We start from the raw sequence: 20,701 nt of genomic DNA, 5'->3' as shown, positions 1-20,701 counted from the left end.
TGTTGAAACTATTTAGTAAGAGAATCGTATAGCGATATCAAAGGCTGTACGGTAGTTTCCCAATTATATTTCTTAACAACAGCAACTTTACCATTAGAGCCCATATTTGATGCTACTTCCGGTTGACTATATAGTTGAAATATCTTTTCAGCAAGATCATTTACATCTCTATCTATGAAGACAAGTCCGCACCTTTCTTCAGTAATAATTTTCTCGAGAGAAGTGCAATTAGAGCTAATGACAGGTCGTTCGAAAAACATATACTGAAATAGTTTATTTGGACTAGAGTTATCTGTCTGTTCTGACTTGAGGTGCGGTATGATACATACGGAACTGGCATCAATATAGGATTTAACATGAGTGGCAGGTTTCCATCCTTCAAAATGAACAAGATCTTTAATACCGGAAGTTTCTGCTAGTTGAATTAATTCAGCCTTTATACTTCCGTCACCAACAAGTACTAATGAAAAGTTGGCAATCCTGGTTTTTAGAAGGTTTATGGCAGATATGAGAATATCCAGACCACGGCCATAATCAAAACCACCTACATATAGGATCATAAAATCAGAGTTGATTCTCTTTTTGATGCCAGATATTTCGATTTGATTAGCGCCGAATGAATCAAAGCTGAAGGTATTAGGAACGACTCGAATATTATTTCCATTTCCTAGTGTCGCTTCCAATCTTTTCTTCATCTCAGGGGCAACACAAATAATATCATTTGCCTGTGACAGCCAATTCCTTTCTTTCCTGAACCAATTCCTGTAACGGAAAATAAATCTTCCAAGCTTTGACCTCATATAATACTGCTCTGCCACAAGAAATGGATAATTCTCGTGCATATCAGCAATAATATGAAGACCTTGTTTTTTGAGGTAGGGGATCAGAATGCATAGAGGAAGGTCGTGTATATGAATTGCCTTAAATTTTTCTTTTCTGAGCTGAGAAATAACCTGTTTCTTCCATATCCATTTGAAGATGGGTAAATTGAGGATCAAGCCAAGTGATTTTTTGGCAACTTGTTTTCTAATCTTAAAACGATGAATAAAAATTCCCCTGATTTGCTCATCCTGTTCCTTGTTTTGATGATCATAACAAAGAATATGCACCTCATGTCCTGCTTGAATTAATGAATGAGCTTCATTTTCAACCCGGATATCAGGAGGGAACTCACGGTCCAGAAGCATCAGGATTTTCATAATTGTAGGTTAGCTTATTTTGAATGCGAAGATAATTATTCCAATTGCATGATGAACTTTGAATTAATCATCATTGAATTATGCCAGGTGATGGAAAAAGATGGGAATATCTTTAGCTTTTTGATAGTTGAGTTCTTATACTTATAATTGTACCTTTAATTATTGATAAATATTTAAAAGTGTCATGATGATATTAAGGTTGATTGCTGATCTTTGTATCCTTATTATCCAGGGATGCTAGCAGATCTGAAAAAGGTTTTCAGTCAGTCAATTATTTATGCATTAGGTACCATGGCCCCCAAACTGGCAGGCCTGGTATTGATTCCATTGTATACTAAGCATTTTCCTATTCAGGAATTTGGTGTGATCGGACTGTTGGAAAGCACTTCACAAATTCTGATCAGTATTTTTGGTCTTTCTCTGTATTATGGTTTTTTCAGGTGGTATTTTGATCCCGGAGTTGAGGAGAAAAGGAAAAATCTATTCTATACACTTTTAATTACCCACATTGTTCTCGGAATTATTGGACTTGCCCTGGTTTTACCTTTTTCATCAAATATATCAATCCTGCTCTTTGATCATGCTGAGAACAGTTATTTAATCCGGCTGATGGCAATTACTTCAATGATTCAAATGGTATTGATTATGCCATCAACACTTATGAGGGTGCAGGAGAAGGCTTCGCTTTATACCCTGGCAAACCTGGTACAGATGGCAATTATGCTTGTTATCACGGTTTACCTTGTGGTTGTAAAAGACCAGGGTGTTGAGGCTATTTATCATGCTCAACTATTTGGTATGCTTGGCTATATTATAATTCTTAGCAAATATATCTGGCGAAATATATCACTGAAAATAGAGATCAGCCTATTAAAAGAGATTTTCAGATTCTGTTTACCACTGGTTCTTTCATCGATTGCCGTTGTGCTGTTAAATCAGGCTGACAGGTATATAATCAATGAATTTGGTCAACTGGGTGATGTGGGTCTTTATACAGTTGGTTTTCGATTAAGTAATACATTGAATATCATTCTTGTGGCTTCCATAAGTTTTGCCATACAACCATTGGTATTTAAGAAAATGGATGATCCAAACAACAAAAGGTTTTATAGTAAGTTGATGACCTATTTTGTTTTTGTTATAATGTTTTTTGTACTAGGTATGATAATGTTCGGAAAGGAGATTGTTAAACTGTTTGTGCTTCGCGAAGAGTACTATGATGCTTATAAAGTGATACCAGTGCTCACTTTTGCCATTCTTCTGAATATGATTAAGGACATGGCATTGATCGGATTGCAAATCACAAAGAAAACTTCAATTATTGCTACAATTGTAATCATTGTATCAATTACCGGTATTTTGCTAAATCTTGCTTTGATTCCAGTATTTAATAATCAGGGTGCTGCATGGTCGAGATTGCTTGCAAGTGCAATTTTCCTGGGTTTGGTCTATTATTTTTCACAAAAAGCCTACGAAATCCCATATGAAAAATGGAAGATCATTTTAATGATATTGCTTGGTGCTGTCTTATATGTACCAATAATATTCATCAATGATCAATCTCTAGTTATACGTTTGATTATTAAATCATTATTAATAGTATCCTATCCGTTTTTATTATACTATCTTGGATTCTTTGAGGCTGTTGAATTATCAACACTCAAAGGAGCATGGAGAAAATGGAAAAATCCCTCTGATCTCATCAATAATATTAAGAATTTGATAAATAACTGATTATTCGTTTAAAGCCTTGGTAAATCCAGTTTCTTTTAAGTTCTTCTACTTTGTTACCTTTGCATTTCTTCAAAAACTATATTGTATGCAGTTATACAACAACATTGTTATTTTGGGTGCCGGTTCAATTGGTACTGCTATCGGAAACTCTTTAGCGGGCAGGGATGATTTGACAGTAAGGTTGTTAAGTATTGAAGAAGATGTAATTGATTCAATTTCGAAAGAACATATCAATCAAAAGTACTTCCCTAATTTGAGGTTAAACCCTCGGCTACAAGCATCAACCAATGAATTAGTGTTACAGGATGCTGATATTGTAATACTGGCCATACCTTCTGTTGCTGCTGTTGACTATTTGCTGCATCTTAAACCAAACCTTCCGAAATCCGCGATAATTTTGAATCTTGCCAAGGGCTTCGGAACTGAGAAGAGGCTTATCTCTGAATGCCTGAAACAAATAGTCCCAAATCCTGTTGGAGCGCTTAAAGGGCCTTCATTTGCGCGTGAAATCATGAATAATATTCCTACAGCGTTAACACTCGCATCTGAAAATACTGACTTGCTTAAGAATGTTTCTCCTATTTTTGAAGGAACCAACATTTATATTGACCAGACTACTGATATTACCGGTGTTGAAATACTTAGTATCCTTAAGAATATCTATGCTATCATTATAGGTATAGTTGATGCTCAGTTCAACTCTCCAAATCTTCGTTTTATGATTTTTACCAAAGCATTTAATGAAATGAGGAATATTCTTCAGGAATATAAAGGTCAGGAGGAAACCATGTTCAAATACTGTGGGATTGGAGATTTTGGCTTGACTGCATTGAATGACCTAAGCCGAAACCGCACACTTGGCCTTCTTATCGGGAAAGGCTTTTTTACTGAAGATATATCTGGGAAAGTGGTACTAGAAGGAAGAATTGCGATGAATATAATTCTTGAACATCTTGAAAGTACCTCGCTGGATAAATCTAAGTATAGTCTAATGAGTGAGTTGCAACATGTATTTAAGGGGAATAATGACGTCCCTGGTTTTGTAAATGAACTACTCCGACTTTAAGTCTACTTCGATTCTACCATATTGTTCAGTGTTGATGCCATAGTTTTAGCAAGATTTTTCCAGGTATAATGACCGAGATTTGAAGATCCGGGGAAATCTTTTTTGTCTAGATAATCCTGATAATACGATTCAAGATTTATCCGCAAAGTAGATTCGTCATCAAAATCACATATCTTTCCTGATTGAGTATCTTTTAGAATGTCAGCAATATCACCGTCTGAAGGCCCAATGCAGAGAATTGGCCTTTCAACAGCGAGATATTCAAATAGTTTACCGGTTAGTATCCCTTTAGCATTTGGAGTTTGATTAATGAGAAGCAAAAGGAGTTGAGACTTTTTGGTTTCAATCAATGCCTTATCATGGGGGAGATAATTGATTTTTCTAAGGTATTTTAATAATCCAGCTTTACTGATAGAGTCAATTACAGAATGGTCAATTTTACCCACTAATTTAATTTCCAGGTTTTCTTCAAACCCGGAATCCTCTTTAACCATTTTTGAGAGTGCGTCCCACAAAATCTGAGGATTACGACTTGGTACCAAACTTCCAATATGGCTAATGCTGAACTTAAGATCAGGAGTGATATTTTTTAACTGGGAGATGTCTGATTCATCAAATCCGTTTGTGATGATTTCATATTCACGCGGAATGAGCAACTTGAATTCTTCAGCCATGGTTTTGGTTACTACAGATACTTTGGACGCAGAATTCAAGACCCTTTTTTCCAGCGTTTTATGCCGCTGATCAGCAAATTTAGTAAGATGCAGTTGGTCATAAAAATCGATGGATGTCCAGGGATCTGCAAAATCAGCTAACCAGGGCAATCCAGACAAACGGCTGATTTTCATTGCAATAAGATGCATTGAATGAGGAGGGCCGGAAGAAATGATGGCAGATATATTCTCTTCCTTCAAAATCGTTCTTAGATATTTTACAGAGGGTTTTATCCAGAATTTTCGTGCATCCGGTATAAACAAATTACCTCTCAGCCAAACAGCAATAGTTTCTGTAAATCCAATCTTCTTTTTTTCTGACATGAATCCTGCCCCTATCTTGTCATCTTTCTTAAGTCCTACCCATTTCTTATAAAGATGATAGGGCTCCCAGATAGGTTGTTTGATTACTTTAGTATTAACAGGTATTTCAGCTAGAAGGCTATTATCAATTTCAGGAAATTCCGGGTTCTCAGGGGTATAAATGATCGGATCCCAACCATAAAGGTTTAGATATTTCACTATTTTGAGCCATCGCTGTACCCCTGAACCACCGCTGGGTGGCCAGTAATAAGAAATGATCAGCACCTTTTTTTGCTGCATTTTCTGTTTGACAGTTAAGGTTTTGTCTTTTCCTCAGAAGGGGAGGCGGTTCTCTTGCGAAACATCAATCCCACTGATCCCAAAACCAATAATAATAGCACAACAGAACTTGCCAGGGACACTTTTTCACCAACCTGGTAAACCCGGGGTTCAAATTTGAATTCAATTTTATGAGTTCCAGCAGGGATGATCATGGCTCTTAGCACATAATTAGCCCTGAAATGTGGTGTGAGTTTACCATCAACATAAGCATTCCATCCCTTGTCATAATATATTTCAGAAAAGACGGCAAGTTGATTTTTTAAAGCCTTGGTTGAATATTCCAGATGATTAGGCTTGTAGCTTGTAAGGCTTATTGTAGCTGTTGAATCCCGATTAATGTCAGTTCCTTTCAAGTATTCAGAAAATCGTTTGTCAACAATTGCTGTTTCATTTGGAATGAAGCCTTCTAAAGCATTAATTTCTTCATCAGCATTTTCAACCATCTTCACCTCATTTACAAACCAGGCATTACCTAAGGCTTCCATATTGATTTGAGTCACTGGCTGATTATTGTTTGCCCGGTCTGGAACAATAAAATACTTAGTATTGAGCATGTTAAAAACACTCATATTTCCTTTTGTCAAGTGGTGTTCTATCAATTCCTGGTATCTTCTGAGTTTAGCACCATGATATCCGCCTATTGATTTATGAAAATAGGAGGTACTTGCGTCATTGAATGGACTTACAGTCTGATTGAAGACTCTGAAATTAGGGTCAATATCTTTCAGGATTAATTGATCAGCTGGAGTAGGCTCAAATGGATTGGCTTCAACACTTTTTCGCACAAAACTGTCATTGTTTACATACCTGCGATTTACAGCCCACAGGTCAATGAGAATGAAAAGAATGAGTGCAGGAATAGCATATTGTTTCTTTAATTTTGAATTAAATAGAGCCCATAATATGCCAGCAGCCAGAATGATAAAAGCCACAGATCGTAAAGCATCAGATTTCAGCATAGCAGCGCGGTCTGCCCTGATTGCACTAATCATCCAGTCAGGGAAATAGGCCTTATATTGTTCATCTGCAGGAGATATAAAGGAGAAGAAACTGCTGCCAGCCAGGGCAAAAATAAGGCTAATCCCACCTACGATTGATGTTGAATAGATAAGGTATCGGGTTAAATCCTTTGGTTTGAGTTTTCCTGAAATTGCGCTGCTTAAGCCTAAGATAGCAAGTAATGGAATGGCAAACTCGGCAATAACAAGTGTCATGGAAACAGCCCTGAACTTATTATACCCAGGTAGGTAGTGAAGGAAGAAATCCGTGAGAGGCATAAAGTTTTTCCCCCAGGATAACAAAATTGAAAGTATAGCAGCTGAAAGAAGCCACCAGCGATACTTATTATCTGCTACGAAAAGAGCAAATATAAACAGAAGCAGTACGATCGCTCCCAGGTAGACCGGTCCGGCAACGCTGGGTTGTGTTCCCCAATAAAGAGGCATATTTTGTGCATATTCTGCTGCTTGTTGATCTGAAGCACCATTTTCGATCAATGCTTTGTATGCATTTGATTTTTCGCTCAATTTTCCAAAGGATGCGCCACCACGTGCATTCGGAATTAAAAATGAGAAGGATTCACCCACACCATAACTCCAATCTGTAGCGTAATCTTTATCAAGTCCACTTGTTCTATTGGACTTTTCTGTAGTAAGTTCTGTTTTACCTCGAATGGTATCCTTGCCATACTCATATGTTGCCCAAAGATTGGAGAAGGATGTACCAATAGAAAGAATTACCGAAATAATAAGAAAGGCTGATGCTTTAACAAAACCCGGGATGCGTTTTTCCCTGACACTGAAAATGAATTCAGAAAGAATAAAGATTACGATGATCATCATCAGGTAATACGTAATCTGCATATGATTTGTAAATAACTGCAACGACAGGAACAATGCAGTAAGGGCAGCTCCCAGCAGGTATTTTCCCCGGTAAGTGATAATAAGTCCGGCAAACACAGGTGCCATGTATCCTATTGCATGTGCTTTACTGACATGTCCCGCCTCCAGAATAATGAAAAAGTAGGAGGAAAAGGCAAATGCGATAGAGCCCGCTATTGCAAGCCAGAAATCAACTTTAAGCACCATTAATAATATGAAGAATCCAATGAGGTACAAGAAAACCAGTCCTGCAGGATCCGGTAGGAACAATCTAAAAACCCTATCCACATATCTCATCAGGTTTCCTTTGTAAATCACAGATATTTGATATGCTGGCATCCCTCCAAACATAGAATTGGTCCATAATGCTTCTTCACCTGTTTTGGCTCTGAAGTCACTAATCTCTTTCGACATCCCTTTCCAGTTAGCGACGTCTGACTGCTTCATCCTTTTTCCCTCAAGAAGAGGAGAAAAGTAAGCAATTGTTAGTCCTGCAAAAACTGCAATAACTATAAGGAAAGGAAGTATGCTTTTAAAATTGAAACCAGACATATGAAAGGGTTTTGAATTTCTAATGTAGTGGATTTGATTAAGTTGCTTTTTGTAATGTACTGTCATCAGATATTAAAGTTATCTGGCTAATATGGGCTATTTAACCTCCTCGTAATCAATGTATTCATCATCTTTTGATGATTTTTTTTGCACGGGCTTCTCATGGGTTTCAATCGTTATTTCTCCTTCTTTCTTTTGAGAAGCTTGATTTTGACGCCATTCATTTTGATTTCCAAATTTCTGATGGAACGATTTAATAGATTGTTTGAGCAAGATTGGAAGGAAAACTCTAATAAACAGGTTGTACAAGAAATAAATGCAAAGTATTATCAGTAATACTTTAAAAACACCTGGTAGCGATGATTCGTAGAAAAGCAGTAACACTTCTGGGGAATTATTGAGTCAAAATTAAGATTTTTCCAATTATTAACTGCATATATTGAGAAAGGGATGTCCAAAAATAAAAGGAGGCAGGCAAAAGCCTCCTCCTTAATATCTATAGTTTTACCTGCTGTTATTTGGAAACAGCATGATACAGGTTATTTACCTTCGTCAGAAACGGTTAATTTTTTCCTGCCTTTTGCTCTGCGAGCAGCAAGTACTTTTCGTCCGTTTACAGATTCCATTCTCTTTCTGAATCCGTGTTTATTCTTCCTTTTCCTGTTCGATGGTTGGAAAGTCCTCTTCATTGTGCTTTATTTTAGGGGTGCAAAGGTAAAAAAAGTATCATTACATACAAATAGAATGATAAAAAAAATCGTCATTCTTTATAATTATCAAGAATGACGATTCTTTTACCGATGCAAATTATTTGGAAGGCGCATTTTCGAGAGTCGAAACCAGGTAATTCCAAAACTTGCCAACAGATTCGATATTTACCTTCTCATCAGGAGAATGGGGATACCGAATTGTAGGACCGAAAGAAATCATATCCCAATTTGGATAAACTCCGCCAAGAAGTCCACACTCTAATCCAGCATGAATAGCTTTTATTTCAGGTATTTTACCATAAAGCTTATTATATACTGACTGCATTGTTTTTAGAATAGGGGAGTTCATATTGGGTTTCCATCCGGGATAACGGCCATCAAGAACTACATCAGCTCCGGCAAGAAGGAAAACACTTTCAATCATGATCCCTAAATCTTCCTGGGCTGAATCAACTGAACTTCTCAATAAACACTGAACATTGATCTTATTATCGACCATTTTTACACTGGCAAGATTTGTTGAAGTCTCAACCAGGCCCTTCATATCATCACTCATTCGCATGACTCCATTTGGGCATGCATGAATAGATTTGAAAAGCCTATCCTGAGTATCAGCGTCAATTACTGATGACGGCAGGTCTGTGGGTTCCATAACAAACTTAAAATCAGGCTCAACACTTGCATATTCTTTATTATAAATGGATGCATATTCAGCCTGGCATTCTATAAATTTTGATGCCTTATCCGTCGGGATCGTTACAATGGCGAAAGATTCTCTGGGAATGGCATTTCTTAGACTGCCACCGTCAATCCATGATAAGCGCAAATTGTGTTTTCTTGCAGCATGCATCAGGTAGCGGTTCATGAGTTTGTTGCTGTTACCTCTCTGCAGAATGATTTCTAAGCCTGAGTGTCCCCCTTTTAATCCGGTTATAGAAAGTTTAAATGCCTGGGAGCCGGCCGGAACAGATTCAGCTTTGTATGGAAAGCTCACATTGGCATTCGTTCCGCCAGCACAACCAACATATAATTCTCCTTCATCTTCCGAATCGAGATTTAATAAAATATCACCTTTGAGGAGCCCTGGTTTTAATCCGAATGCACCAGTCATCCCTGTTTCTTCATCACAAGTGAATAATGCTTCAACCGGACCATGTTTGATCTCTTTTGATTCAAGTACGGCCATTGTCGCAGCAACACCCATTCCATTGTCGGCACCAAGAGTAGTACCATTGGCAGTAACCCATTCTCCGTCAATATATGCTTCGATTGGGTCTTTCTCAAAATCATGATTTTTATCACTATTCTTTTGAGGAACCATATCAAGATGGGTTTGGAGGACAATTCCCATGCAGTTTTCCATACCAGCTGTCGCCGGTTTGCGGATGATAATATTACCTACTTCGTCTCTTATGGTTTCAAGTCCCAGGTTTTTCCCAAAATCCAGCATAAATTGTTGAATAGCTGATTCATGATGGGATGGTCTGGGAATTTGAGTTAGACTGTGAAAGTTTTTCCATACAGTCTTGGGTTCAAGATTGAAAATGTCTTTATTCATAATTAATTGATTGTTAGAAATTTAAGAGGTTATACCTTGTCAAATGTTTTATATGAGTGAGTGAAAATTGTGCTAATCCGGAAATAGATTACGATCTAATCATTTTTATAGAATCCTTCATTCCGGCTTAGGAAGTTCAAATGTACTAAAAAAGCCATCTATAAAACTTACTTCGCTAAGGATACATAATAATTGAATAAGTTAATTCATGAACTTACTGGTTTGAAAGGATTTGTATTGTCCCCAAAATCAAATAGTTGATTAATTCATTTTTCGGCTATTACTTTTAATGTTATAAACTATTAATATGATGAAAGCTTCACAGTTTTATGATTTTTGAAGCGAGAATTACCTACTGTTTTAAGGGTTGAATTTAACCCATATTATTATCAAGGTTTATCCAAATTCTATAACACCGAAAAACCCTAGAAAAAACACAATGAAAAAGCTAGTAAGACTCAGCATTGCATTAAGCTTGTTAACGATATTAAACCTTAGCATTTTCCAAAAGGAAATTTCTGCCCAGATAGCTCCACCTCCTCCACCTCCTGAAAAAGGTGCAAGTGGAAACCGGGGGCCATCTGGTGAAGGTGCTAAACTTGGCGACGGTGCATGGATACTGGTAGCTTTGGTCATCAGCTACGGAGTTCATACTTATAAAACCAGAAGGAAACATGAACCTTTGGATGAATAATCAATTCAAAAGGTAGAAGTCTGGTCCCAAAACATCATGACATGAATCTTTCAAGGCTGCACTAATAATGCAGCCTTTTTTTTATGCTTTCAGTTTTATATGAACCACTTGTTTAGTTTCAAAAAAAGGTTCTTCAAAATATTCTGACAATGGGAAAAGGGTCACTTTTGCTTTAATCTGGGCAATTTCTTCTGAAATATCTCCCCCTTTCAGATATAAGACTCCGTTTGGTAAATTATTAAAATTGGAAGACAGAATTTTATTCCCAACCCAGGGTAAAAATTCAGGCAAAGTTGTTACAGCCCTGCTGACAATAAAATGGAATTTTTGAGGGATAATTTCAACCCTTGAATTCAATGCCATGACATTTTTTAAGCCAAGTTCTGTTTTGACAGCTTCTACAACCTTTATTTTTTTTCCAATAGAATCTACCAGTAAGAATTCGGCATCAGGAAAGAGAATAGAAAGGGGGATACCTGGAAATCCTCCTCCAGTTCCAACATCCAGTATATGAGTTCCTGATTTGAATTGGATCACCTTTGCTATACCCAGGGAGTGAAGAATATGCCTCTCAAACAAATTTTCCATATCTTTTCTTGAAACAACGTTGATTTGCTGATTCCAATACTCGTATAATCCTTGTAGCGCATTGATCTGGTTATATTGCCTGGTTGAAAGATGTTCAAAATAATGATTGATGGAATGACTCATGAAAGGTGAATTAGTCTGTAAAAATAATTGATTCGCTTTTTACCTCAACTTGCTGGGTGAAAATCATATTTTTGCTGCAAATTAAACTAATATGGGGGATTCAATTGATAATTTTGTTTCAGGATTGAATTCCTGGTATTCGACATCTATTGCGGTTAAAGCCATAGATGCCCTTCGTAAGAATCATTTTGATGCAGGTTTTTTCGATAGCAGAGAGGAAGCAATAAATATCATCATGGATTTTGTGAAGCCAGGTATGACTGTGGCTTTTGGCGGTTCTCAAACCCTAAAACAACTTGGCCTTGATCTCTTAATTGCTGAAGCTGGCGCGATTATTCTTGACCACAATAAAGAAGGGCTTTCCCAGGAAGAGAAAATCGAGATTATGAGAAAACAACAAGTTTGCGACTTGTTTTTATGTAGTTCTAATGCCATCACCACCCAAGGTGAAATTTACAATATTGATGGAAATGGAAATAGGCTGTCAGCGCTGATATTTGGTCCTAAAAAAACAATTATTGTTGCTGGTGTCAACAAATTGTGCTTAAATGAATCCACTGCTTGGGACAGGGTCAGAAATCTTGCCGCTCCCATTAACATGAAAAGGTTGAATCGTCAAACTCCATGCACTGAAAAAGGAGTCTGCATGGATTGTAGAGATGATGCACGTGGTTGTAATATATTCCTGGCTTTAAAGAGAAAGCCTTCATTATCAGATATTTCTGTTTTTATTATCAATGAGTCTCTTGGCTTTTAAGAGATTAATATTGCTAATAATTCATAATTGATATTTTGTATTTAGCTCATTATTAAATTGTTGATACCAAATGTTTATTAAACTAACTTTAATTCTTTCAAAAGATGAATACATTTACATGATTCATTTCATACTTTTGAATGCCTGAAATACTAAAGAGCTATGGACTTAACAATGATAAATGCGATTTCTCCTATTGATGGCAGATATCGAAAACAAGTAGAAAGACTGAGCTATTATTTTAGCGAAGCCGCCCTTATCAATTACAGGGTATTTGTGGAAATAGAATATTTTATTGCCCTTTGTGATATCCCACTGGATCAATTGAAAGAATTTGACAGGAAGCGGATTTCAGATCTCAGATCCATTTGCAAAGATTTCACTTTTACTGATGCATTGGAAGTTAAAGAAATTGAATTAACTACTAATCACGATGTAAAGGCTGTTGAGTATTACCTCAAGAAAAAGTTTGATAAACTGGGATTAGGGAAATACAAGGAGTTTATTCACTTTGGATTGACTTCCCAGGACATTAATAATACAGCTATTCCTTATTCATTGAATCTATCAATGAACGAGGTTATGATTCCTATTTATGAGGACCTGATTCAAAAACTTACCCGCAGATCAAAGGAATGGAAGAAAATTCCAATGCTTGCACGTACACATGGTCAGCCTGCTTCACCTACTATCCTTGGGAAAGAAGTATTTGTTTTTGCTGAACGATTGAAGACCCAGCTAAAAATGCTTAAAGCTGTTCCCTTTACTTCCAAGTTTGGAGGTGCTACCGGTAATTTTAATGCTCATTATATTGCATATCCTGAAATTGACTGGATTGATTTTGCAGATGAGTTCGTTAAGAAACACCTGGGACTTGAGCGACAACGCACAACAACACAAATAGATCATTATGATGACCTGGCAGCATTATTTGATTCAATGAAGAGGATCAATACCATATTAATAGATCTTTGCCGGGATATGTGGAGTTATATTTCCAGTGAATATTTCAAACAAAAAATCAAACCAGGTGAAATTGGCTCTTCCGCTATGCCACATAAAGTAAATCCCATCGATTTTGAAAATGCAGAAGGGAATTTGGGAATAGCAAATGCAATTTTTGAGCATCTATCAGCGAAATTACCTGTGTCACGTTTGCAAAGAGATCTAACGGATTCAACTGTTACAAGGAACATTGGGGTGCCAATTGCTCATACTTTCATAGCATTAAGGTCTATCATCAAAGGTCTTGACAAATTAATACTGAATGAAGAAAAACTTCATGCAGATCTTCAGGACAACTGGGCTGTTGTTGCAGAAGCGGTTCAAACTATTCTTAGACGTGAAGGTTATCCTAAACCCTATGAAACCTTAAAAGCACTCACCCGGACAAATTCTCATATTACCCAACAGTCTATTTCTGAGCTGATTGACAAATTAAATGTGAGTGCTAAAGTAAAGAAAGAGTTACATAAAATTACACCTGAGAATTATACCGGCCGTTTCAAAATTTAGAATACTCAATAATAATATGGAGTAGTCCGGAATTGACTCTGCCATAACAATGGTTTTTTATACTTTTGCAAAAAAAAATAGAAGATGGATTTAAAGGACGTATTGTCAATTTCAGGAAAGCCTGGTCTTTATAGAAATGTAGCTCAATCTAAAACCGGGGTCATTGTTGAATCTTTAAGCGACGGTAAAAGATTCCAGGTATTTGCCAGTGATAAAATCAGTGCCCTGGGAGAAATTAGCATTTATACTGCTAATGAAGATATGCATCTCAGGGAAGTATTTCGCCTGATGCAGTTAAACCTTGCTGAAAAGCCTGCCCCTGGTTCAAAATCATCTGAGAAAGAATTGGTTAACTTTTTTGAAAGTATAGTCCCCGACTATGATAAGGAACGTTTCTATGTTTCCCATATGCGAAAGGTGACTGCATGGTATAATATCTTATTGGAGAATGGCGTCACTGACTTTAGTGAAGTAATTGAAGAATCTGCTGAAGTCGCTGCAGAATCACCTGGAGAAGAACCTTCCTCCGAAGAAAAGGAATAATGGATAGTCCGTCATTTGGCGGACTTTTTTTTAGCTGACAAAGCCAAACTAAGCAAAAAACTGAAAATGAAGAAGTTTATGCATGATTTCAAGGTAGTCAGAAATGATATCATCAATCCTGATTATTTTGTTCTTTATCTCCAATGCTCAGAGCCATTACCTTCCATCGAACCGGGTCAATTTGCCGAAGTTCTTGTAACTGGTTCACCATCAACCTATCTCCGACGCCCGTTTTCAATTTATGATGTAGATTATGAAAACAGGGTAGTCTCAATTCTCATTAAATCGGTGGGTGATGGTACTAAGACTCTTTCATGCCTTAGTGAGGGAGATACAGTAAATATGATTTATCCTTTAGGTCGCCCATTTTCAGATCCTGAAGGCTCTGATGCTCTTCTTATTGGAGGAGGAGTGGGAATTGCACCTATGTTGCTTTTAGCAAAATCACTTCACAGTAAAGGTTGCAATGTTGATGTTCTTATTGGTGGACGAACAGAGAAAGACATTATTGAACCATGGGTGTATGAACCGTTTGCCAGGGTTTTCATTTCTACTGATGATGGTTCCAGAGGGGAAAAAGGTCTTGTTACTCAGCACTCAATCTTTCACAATAAAGAACTGAACTATAATAAAATCTATGCCTGTGGGCCGAATCCTATGATGAAAGCTGTGGCCAGTCTTGCTTATTCAAGAAATGTACCTTGTGAAGTCTCCCTGGAAAACCTGATGGCTTGTGGCATTGGTGCCTGCCTGTGCTGTATTGTGGAAACTCATGAAGGAAACAAAACAACTTGTGTTGAAGGACCTGTTTTCGATAGTAGAGAATTAGCCGGTTGGCATTGATGTAATGCCTGATCAGGATTTGGTAACTTCTCCGGAATTCCTGATATGAAAGACAAATCGTACATTTATAGGGTTAATTCAAGACTTGAATAAAATGAAGCCAGACCTATCTGTAAAAATCCACTCATTACAGCTTAAAAACCCGGTTATGTCTGCCTCCGGAACATTTGGATATGGGCCGGAATTTGATGATTTTATGGATGTTAACAGGCTAGGTGGTATCCTTACCAAAGCATGTACATCAAAAAACCGAGATGGCAACAAATATCCCCGGATGGTTGAAACACCAATGGGAATGCTTAATTCAGTCGGACTTCAAAATAAGGGGGTTGAATACTTTATCCACCAGATTTATCCCCGGATCAGCCATTATGATACTGAAATCGTTGTAAATGTCTCCGATTCCACAGTGGAAGGATATATTGAGGTGGCTGAGAAATTGAATGCCCTGGAACATGTAACCGGGATTGAATTGAATATTTCGTGCCCGAATGTAAAAGAAGGGGGAATGGCTTTTGGGACTTCCTGTCCTATGGCTGCTTCTGTGACCCGCGCAGTGAGGGATGTTTATGATAAAACATTGATTGTCAAGCTCTCGCCTAATGTTACCAATATTGCAGACATTGCCCTGGCCGTGCAGGATGAAGGGGCTGATTCTGTTTCATTGATCAATACTTTACTGGGAATGGCCATTGATGCAGAGAAAAGAAAGCCTCTGTTATCAACGATTACAGGCGGTTTATCTGGCCCTGCAATTAAACCAATTGCACTGAGAATGGTTTGGCAGGTTGCCAAAGCTGTAAAAATTCCAGTGATAGGTATGGGAGGAATTTCCAATGCAACCGATGCAATTGAATTCCTGATTGCCGGTGCCACTGCTATACAAGTGGGTACAGCTAATTTTATTGATCCATCTGTTTGTATAAAAATTGTTGATGGAATTGAAGATTATCTTATCAGACATAAATTCAATTCAGTGAATGAAATTATAGGAAGCCTTGAAACCTGATAGGATATTGCAGAAAGCATTTTTCAATAAATTGCAACTGAATGAACCGGAGATTATAATGACCATGAAAAAAACAAATGTGCTGATACTTGGCTCGGGAGGGAGAGAATACACTTTAGCCTGGAAAATTAAACAAAGTCAGTTTTGTAATAATCTCTTTACGGCTCCCGGTAATGCAGGAACCTCGGAATTTGGTGTAAATATTGACTTGAATATTTTGGATTTTGAGTTGATTAAGAACCTGGTACTGAAAGAAAACATTGATCTGGTTGTTGTAGGGCCTGAAGAGCCACTTGTTAAAGGCATCCATGACTACTTTCTTGCAGATCCTGAAATTGCCCATATAAAAGTCATTGGTCCTGATAAGGCTGGTGCAGCTTTGGAAGGCAGCAAGGATTTTGCAAAGAATTTCATGATAAAGAATAGTATTCCGACAGCTAAATTTGAAACCTTCACAAGAGATACAATAGAAGAGGGTGTTGCTTTTCTGAGGAGAATAAAACCACCATTTGTTCTGAAAGCTGACGGTTTAGCCGCTGGAAAGGGTGTAGTTATTCTCTCTGAAATTCGTGAAGCCGAAATTGAATTAAGGGAAATGCTTCTCAATCAAAAATTTGGGGAAGCATCATCTAAGGTTGTGATTGAAGAATTCCTTGATGGTATTGAATTATCAGTGTTTGTATTGCTTGATGGGAAAAATTACCTGATTTTGCCTGAAGCTAAGGATTATAAAAGAATAGGAGAGGGAGATACAGGCCTGAATACAGGTGGGATGGGATCAATATCACCCGTGCCTTTTGCAGATCTATCTTTCATGAAAAAGGTTGAAGATCAGATTATCAAACCATCGGTGAAAGGATTAATAGATGAAGGAATTACCTATAAGGGATTTCTGTTTATCGGACTGATGAATGTTAATGGGAATCCATATGTAATAGAATACAATGTCAGGTTGGGTGACCCAGAGACTGAAGTAGTATTGCCCAGAATTTCAAATGATATCCTCGAATTATTGATTGCTGCATCGGATGGTTGCCTGGACCGGCAAACAATTGAAACAGACCCCAGAACTGCAGCTTGTGTGATGATGGTTTCAGCTGGCTATCCTGGTTCTTATATTAAAGGTAAGCCAATTGAAGTTAAAAAATCATCTACTGCAATGCTGATCCATGCGGGCACTACTTTTAATACTTCATTGGGAAAAGCTGTGACTTCTGGAGGTAGGGTTATAGCTATTATGGAATTTGGCGATAATTTGGAAGATGCATTGGCAAATGTTTATCGTTCAATGGATTGTGCAAGCTATGAAGGTGCTTATTTCAGGAGAGATATTGGTAATGACCTCGCTTCTTTTAAACCGATGAATACTTCAGGATGTTAAGGAGAATTTCCAGACTTGGTTTTTTTATTCAGTTTTTACTATTCATTGCAATAGGTACTTTGCTATGGTTGCCAGCCTTTATAGAGCCACAGCAGCCTCTCAGAATTGTATCCGAAGGTCCTCTTTATGTCCTTTTGGTACAAGTGATTTCATGGTGGCCAGTCATTCCAACACTTGTTGCTCTTCTGCTGACAATATCTTTATGTTTATTACTCTATTATATTGGCTCGGTGAATGATATCCATTCCAGAGACAATTTCCTTTCTGCCATATTTTTACTGTTTTTTCTAAGCTGGAATCCGGCTTTGTTGCTTCTGCATCCCTTATTACCTGCGAGCTTATTGTTATTGTTTGCTATTCATACGCTAATGCGGATATATGGGCAACAGGATCCACTACGACAAGTATTTTCAGCATCACTTTCAATAGGTATTGCATCTCTGTTTTATTTTCCATCTGTTTATCTCCTTTTGCTTATTTGGTTTTCTTTTATGACCTATCGTATTACTACTTGGAGAGAGTGGATAATCACACTCATTGGATACCTGATACCTTTTGTTTACCTGTTCAGCTGGTATTTTTGGACAGATAAACTAGAGATAGGGTTGAGTAATATGCTCCAATCTATTGAAGATCCAGGGCTTAACCTGGCAGGTCTTTCTTTAATTCAATACATTTGGTTAGCCGGACTGATACTCATACTTGGAATCTCATCGTTTACTTTGGTTAATCTTGTTCAGGACAGGGTAATCAGTATCAGGCGCAAATCATTTATTATGATGAATCTGATTTTTGCCTGCATACCTTTGATAATAATATCAGGAGCTCCTTTGAAAGAAAGTCATCAGATTTTTTATGTCCCATTATCTTTTGCAATTACCGGAGTAATAAGTCTCTCAAAGAAATCAACTTTTTTTGAATGGTTTGTACTTGCATTTGTAATTCTTCTGCTCACTTTAAGGTTCCTTGCATGAGTGTGTTGAAAAGTACATATGGGACAGGTAAGATCGAAGCCGGTTGTGATGAGGCTGGTAGAGGATGTTTATGTGGACCTGTTTATGCTGCAGCTGTAATTCTTCCTTCTGATTATCATAATCATGAATTGGATGATTCAAAGAAACTAACTCAAAAGAAGAGGGAAAAACTCAGGTTTGAAATTGAAAAAGAGGCTGTTTCTTTTGCTGTTGCTTCCGTTGATAATAATGTAATCGATCAGATTAATATTCTGAATGCCTCTATAAAAGCGATGCATTTGGCAATTGAAAAATTGGATGTACCTCCCGGATATCTGTTGATTGATGGAAACCGCTTTCATGCTTTCAATGATATTCCTTACTCCTGTATAATAAAAGGTGATGGAATCTATTTATCTATTGCTGCTGCATCTGTGCTTGCCAAAACCTATCGTGATGACTTTATGGACGCTCTTTCAAAGCTATATCCAGATTATCAATGGGATAAAAATAAAGGATATCCCACTCTGTTTCATAGAGAAGCTATAGCCAGGTTTGGTATAACCCCATTTCATCGGAAGAGTTTCTCAATGCAATTAAGTCTTTGGTAAAATCCAGCTAATCAATACTATGGCGTATAAAAGCAGAAAACCCCGCATGGGCGGGGTTAGCTGAACCAAATTATTAACCAAATATTAACCAGAAAACCTCAAACTCTGAACGAGTTTGATAAGAAGTACACAAGTATTTACGAGAGTTTGTAAAATAAATTAGTAACTAATTGATTTACGCTACAAATATATAATAAGTAATGGCAGATTGATTCATTTTATTAAAATAAAAATATAAATATTTAAAATTATTCAGAATCATTGTTTGACAAAGGTTTCGAATAGATGTTATTACCTTTGTAATTACTAATAAACTAAAACTGAGTAAAATGTCACTTAAATCATATAGATCCTTTCTAATTATTTTCCTGATTTTGCTCTTGAGTGAGGAAATATTATCTCAAACCACCCAAATTCCGGATTATAAATCCTACATCGAGAAGTTCAAAAGTATCGCCATAGAGGAAATGTTGATCTATAAGATTCCGGCGAGCATTACACTTGCCCAGGGCATCATTGAGAGTAATTGTGGGTTAAGTCCACTAGCTTCGGAAGCCAATAATCATTTTGGTATTAAATGCCATAAAGATTGGACCGGCGAACGATTTTACTATGATGATGATGAAGAGCATGAATGTTTCAGGAAATATAATAATGCTGAGGATTCCTATCGTGATCATTCCATATTCCTTTCCACCCGACCCAGATATGCTGCGCTATTCTCACTTGATTCCAACGATTATACCGGATGGGCAATGGGATTGAAACAAGCCGGGTATGCCACTAATCCGCAATATCCTGCAATTCTGATCAGACTCATTGAGACTCATAATCTCTCACGCTTTGATAAACTGGAGAACAGCATTGCCAAACTTGAAAAGGATCCTGTTCAAGATCCTGCACTTAAAGAAGAATACATTGCTAAAATCTCTGACAGCAGGCTTTTCAAAGAAGGTTATAAAACTCCTGCTGAAAGCTTATTTAAGATTCGAAGAACAACAGAATCCGGCAGAAAGGTTTATGAAAATAATGGAATTCCTTTCATCTTTGCCAAGCAGGGTGACACCTGGTATGGAATCGCAAAAGAATTTGGAATATTTGCCTTCCAGGTATACAAAGACAATGATATGTTGGAAATGGATGTTTTAACGATTGGACAAATCATTTACCTGGAACCTAAGAAAAGAAGAGGTGTTGAAGATACCTTTATCGTCAAAAAAACTGATTCAATGTATTCTATTTCTCAGGAAACAGGGGTAAAACTGAAGTTGCTTTTAAAGTATAATGATATGTTAGGGGATGAGGATCTAAATCCCGGTCAGGTGATTCATCTCAGGAATCAGGACAGATTCTTATTCTAGGTCCAGGCTCCGGAAAAAGTAAAGTGATTTTTTCAAATCTACTTCTCTTATATATTAAAATTATTACTTTTGCACTCTTCCTGTTATTTGGTTAACAGGGATATATTCTTCAGGGCAGGGCGAAATTCCCGACCGGCGGTATAGTCCGCGACTCCCGTACAAATAACGGGACTGAACCGGTTGAATTCCGGTACCGACAGTAAAGTCTGGATGGAAGAAGAATCATTGTATCGGTCATGGGCCACCTCAACCGGCCCGGGTCTGGA

General features: G+C 37.4%; 19 protein-coding genes and 1 riboswitch. Of the genes, 12 read left to right on the top strand and 7 right to left on the bottom strand.

Translation table 11 applies throughout. From position 1 onward, the window contains the following. Positions 1-8: 8 nt before the first annotated feature. A complete protein-coding gene (locus IPH84_04635; protein ID MBK7172517.1) occupies positions 9-1,199 on the bottom strand; it encodes a glycosyltransferase family 4 protein in 1,191 nt (396 codons plus the stop codon). Between the two features lie 234 nt (positions 1,200-1,433). On the opposite strand from IPH84_04635, the gene IPH84_04630 reads away from it, so the two are divergent. Beyond that, on the top strand, positions 1,434-2,933 hold the full coding sequence (locus IPH84_04630; protein ID MBK7172516.1) for an oligosaccharide flippase family protein: 1,500 nt from the start codon (positions 1,434-1,436) through the stop codon (positions 2,931-2,933). Positions 2,934-3,018: 85 nt separating this feature from the next. Next, on the top strand, positions 3,019-3,999 hold the full coding sequence (locus IPH84_04625; protein ID MBK7172515.1) for an NAD(P)-binding domain-containing protein: 981 nt from the start codon (positions 3,019-3,021) through the stop codon (positions 3,997-3,999). 2 nt (positions 4,000-4,001) lie between these two features. On the opposite strand, the gene IPH84_04620 is transcribed toward IPH84_04625, so the two are convergent. The 5 genes from IPH84_04620 to IPH84_04600 form a co-directional block, all read right to left on the bottom strand. Beyond that, a complete protein-coding gene (locus tag IPH84_04620) occupies positions 4,002-5,315 on the bottom strand; it encodes a glycosyl transferase family 1 (protein ID MBK7172514.1) in 1,314 nt (437 codons plus the stop codon). Positions 5,316-5,329: 14 nt separating this feature from the next. Next, positions 5,330-7,789 carry a YfhO family protein gene (locus IPH84_04615; GenBank protein ID MBK7172513.1) on the bottom strand — a complete coding sequence of 820 codons (2,460 nt, stop codon included), beginning with the start codon at positions 7,787-7,789 and terminating at the stop codon, positions 5,330-5,332. A gap of 96 nt (positions 7,790-7,885) precedes the next feature. Beyond that, positions 7,886-8,173, bottom strand: a complete 288-nt coding sequence (locus IPH84_04610; GenBank protein MBK7172512.1) for a DUF4834 family protein — start codon at positions 8,171-8,173, stop codon at positions 7,886-7,888. Between the two features lie 155 nt (positions 8,174-8,328). Next, entirely contained in the window at positions 8,329-8,478 is a 150-nt protein-coding gene (gene rpmH, locus IPH84_04605; GenBank protein ID MBK7172511.1) for a 50S ribosomal protein L34, read from the bottom strand. Between the two features lie 118 nt (positions 8,479-8,596). Further along, positions 8,597-10,057: an aminoacyl-histidine dipeptidase gene (locus IPH84_04600; protein MBK7172510.1), complete on the bottom strand. Its 1,461-nt coding sequence runs from the start codon at positions 10,055-10,057 to the stop codon at positions 8,597-8,599. 439 nt (positions 10,058-10,496) lie between these two features. Between IPH84_04600 and IPH84_04595 the strand changes: the two genes are divergently transcribed. Next, on the top strand, positions 10,497-10,751 hold the full coding sequence (locus IPH84_04595; GenBank protein MBK7172509.1) for a hypothetical protein: 255 nt from the start codon (positions 10,497-10,499) through the stop codon (positions 10,749-10,751). Positions 10,752-10,832: 81 nt separating this feature from the next. Here IPH84_04595 and rsmG read toward each other — a convergent pair whose 3' ends face one another. Next, positions 10,833-11,462, bottom strand: coding sequence for a 16S rRNA (guanine(527)-N(7))-methyltransferase RsmG (rsmG, locus tag IPH84_04590; GenBank protein MBK7172508.1), 630 nt, complete (start codon positions 11,460-11,462; stop codon positions 10,833-10,835). A 91-nt stretch (positions 11,463-11,553) separates the two neighbouring features. Between rsmG and IPH84_04585 the strand changes: the two genes are divergently transcribed. From IPH84_04585 to IPH84_04545, 9 genes are all read left to right on the top strand, one after another. Then, positions 11,554-12,219 carry a lactate utilization protein gene (locus tag IPH84_04585; GenBank protein ID MBK7172507.1) on the top strand — a complete coding sequence of 222 codons (666 nt, stop codon included), beginning with the start codon at positions 11,554-11,556 and terminating at the stop codon, positions 12,217-12,219. Positions 12,220-12,381: 162 nt separating this feature from the next. Further along, positions 12,382-13,734 carry an adenylosuccinate lyase gene (gene purB, locus IPH84_04580; GenBank protein ID MBK7172506.1) on the top strand — a complete coding sequence of 451 codons (1,353 nt, stop codon included), beginning with the start codon at positions 12,382-12,384 and terminating at the stop codon, positions 13,732-13,734. 84 nt (positions 13,735-13,818) lie between these two features. Further along, entirely contained in the window at positions 13,819-14,277 is a 459-nt protein-coding gene (locus IPH84_04575) for a DUF5606 domain-containing protein (GenBank protein ID MBK7172505.1), read from the top strand. 66 nt (positions 14,278-14,343) lie between these two features. Then, on the top strand, positions 14,344-15,120 hold the full coding sequence (locus tag IPH84_04570) for a dihydroorotate dehydrogenase electron transfer subunit (GenBank protein MBK7172504.1): 777 nt from the start codon (positions 14,344-14,346) through the stop codon (positions 15,118-15,120). Between the two features lie 94 nt (positions 15,121-15,214). Continuing rightward, a complete protein-coding gene (locus IPH84_04565) occupies positions 15,215-16,129 on the top strand; it encodes a dihydroorotate dehydrogenase (protein ID MBK7172503.1) in 915 nt (304 codons plus the stop codon). Between the two features lie 64 nt (positions 16,130-16,193). Beyond that, a complete protein-coding gene (purD, locus tag IPH84_04560; GenBank protein ID MBK7172502.1) occupies positions 16,194-17,510 on the top strand; it encodes a phosphoribosylamine--glycine ligase in 1,317 nt (438 codons plus the stop codon). After that, on the top strand, positions 17,504-18,484 hold the full coding sequence (locus IPH84_04555) for a hypothetical protein (GenBank protein MBK7172501.1): 981 nt from the start codon (positions 17,504-17,506) through the stop codon (positions 18,482-18,484). The genes purD and IPH84_04555 overlap by 7 nt, the downstream gene beginning before the upstream one ends. Before the next feature lie 2 nt (positions 18,485-18,486). Beyond that, positions 18,487-19,074, top strand: coding sequence for a ribonuclease HII (locus tag IPH84_04550; GenBank protein MBK7172500.1), 588 nt, complete (start codon positions 18,487-18,489; stop codon positions 19,072-19,074). A 329-nt stretch (positions 19,075-19,403) separates the two neighbouring features. Continuing rightward, positions 19,404-20,435 (top strand): glucosaminidase domain-containing protein, encoded by a 1,032-nt coding sequence (locus IPH84_04545; GenBank protein MBK7172499.1) that lies wholly within the window; start codon positions 19,404-19,406, stop codon positions 20,433-20,435. Between the two features lie 101 nt (positions 20,436-20,536). Continuing rightward, a riboswitch (FMN riboswitch) is annotated at positions 20,537-20,661 on the top strand. The last annotated feature ends 40 nt before the right edge of the window (positions 20,662-20,701 follow it).

The sequence above is a fragment of the Bacteroidales bacterium genome, assembly GCA_016707785.1.
Lineage (GTDB): Bacteria > Bacteroidota > Bacteroidia > Bacteroidales > UBA4417 > UBA4417.
This window is presented reverse-complemented; position numbering and strand designations above follow the sequence as displayed.

What these genes read in the sequence shown, in the direction of transcription:
- IPH84_04635 (MBK7172517.1), bottom strand. Translation starts at nt 1,199, where the DNA reads ATGAAAATCCTGATGCTTCTGGACCGTGAGTTCCCTCCTGATATCCGG.
- IPH84_04630 (MBK7172516.1), top strand. Translation starts at nt 1,434, where the DNA reads ATGCTAGCAGATCTGAAAAAGGTTTTCAGTCAGTCAATTATTTATGCA.
- IPH84_04625 (MBK7172515.1), top strand. Translation starts at nt 3,019, where the DNA reads ATGCAGTTATACAACAACATTGTTATTTTGGGTGCCGGTTCAATTGGT.
- IPH84_04620 (MBK7172514.1), bottom strand. Translation starts at nt 5,315, where the DNA reads ATGCAGCAAAAAAAGGTGCTGATCATTTCTTATTACTGGCCACCCAGC.
- IPH84_04615 (MBK7172513.1), bottom strand. Translation starts at nt 7,789, where the DNA reads ATGTCTGGTTTCAATTTTAAAAGCATACTTCCTTTCCTTATAGTTATT.
- rpmH (MBK7172511.1), bottom strand. Translation starts at nt 8,478, where the DNA reads ATGAAGAGGACTTTCCAACCATCGAACAGGAAAAGGAAGAATAAACAC.
- IPH84_04600 (MBK7172510.1), bottom strand. Translation starts at nt 10,057, where the DNA reads ATGAATAAAGACATTTTCAATCTTGAACCCAAGACTGTATGGAAAAAC.
- IPH84_04595 (MBK7172509.1), top strand. Translation starts at nt 10,497, where the DNA reads ATGAAAAAGCTAGTAAGACTCAGCATTGCATTAAGCTTGTTAACGATA.
- rsmG (MBK7172508.1), bottom strand. Translation starts at nt 11,462, where the DNA reads ATGAGTCATTCCATCAATCATTATTTTGAACATCTTTCAACCAGGCAA.
- IPH84_04585 (MBK7172507.1), top strand. Translation starts at nt 11,554, where the DNA reads ATGGGGGATTCAATTGATAATTTTGTTTCAGGATTGAATTCCTGGTAT.
- purB (MBK7172506.1), top strand. Translation starts at nt 12,382, where the DNA reads ATGGACTTAACAATGATAAATGCGATTTCTCCTATTGATGGCAGATAT.
- IPH84_04575 (MBK7172505.1), top strand. Translation starts at nt 13,819, where the DNA reads ATGGATTTAAAGGACGTATTGTCAATTTCAGGAAAGCCTGGTCTTTAT.
- IPH84_04570 (MBK7172504.1), top strand. Translation starts at nt 14,344, where the DNA reads ATGAAGAAGTTTATGCATGATTTCAAGGTAGTCAGAAATGATATCATC.
- IPH84_04565 (MBK7172503.1), top strand. Translation starts at nt 15,215, where the DNA reads ATGAAGCCAGACCTATCTGTAAAAATCCACTCATTACAGCTTAAAAAC.
- purD (MBK7172502.1), top strand. Translation starts at nt 16,194, where the DNA reads ATGAAAAAAACAAATGTGCTGATACTTGGCTCGGGAGGGAGAGAATAC.
- IPH84_04555 (MBK7172501.1), top strand. Translation starts at nt 17,504, where the DNA reads ATGTTAAGGAGAATTTCCAGACTTGGTTTTTTTATTCAGTTTTTACTA.
- IPH84_04545 (MBK7172499.1), top strand. Translation starts at nt 19,404, where the DNA reads ATGTCACTTAAATCATATAGATCCTTTCTAATTATTTTCCTGATTTTG.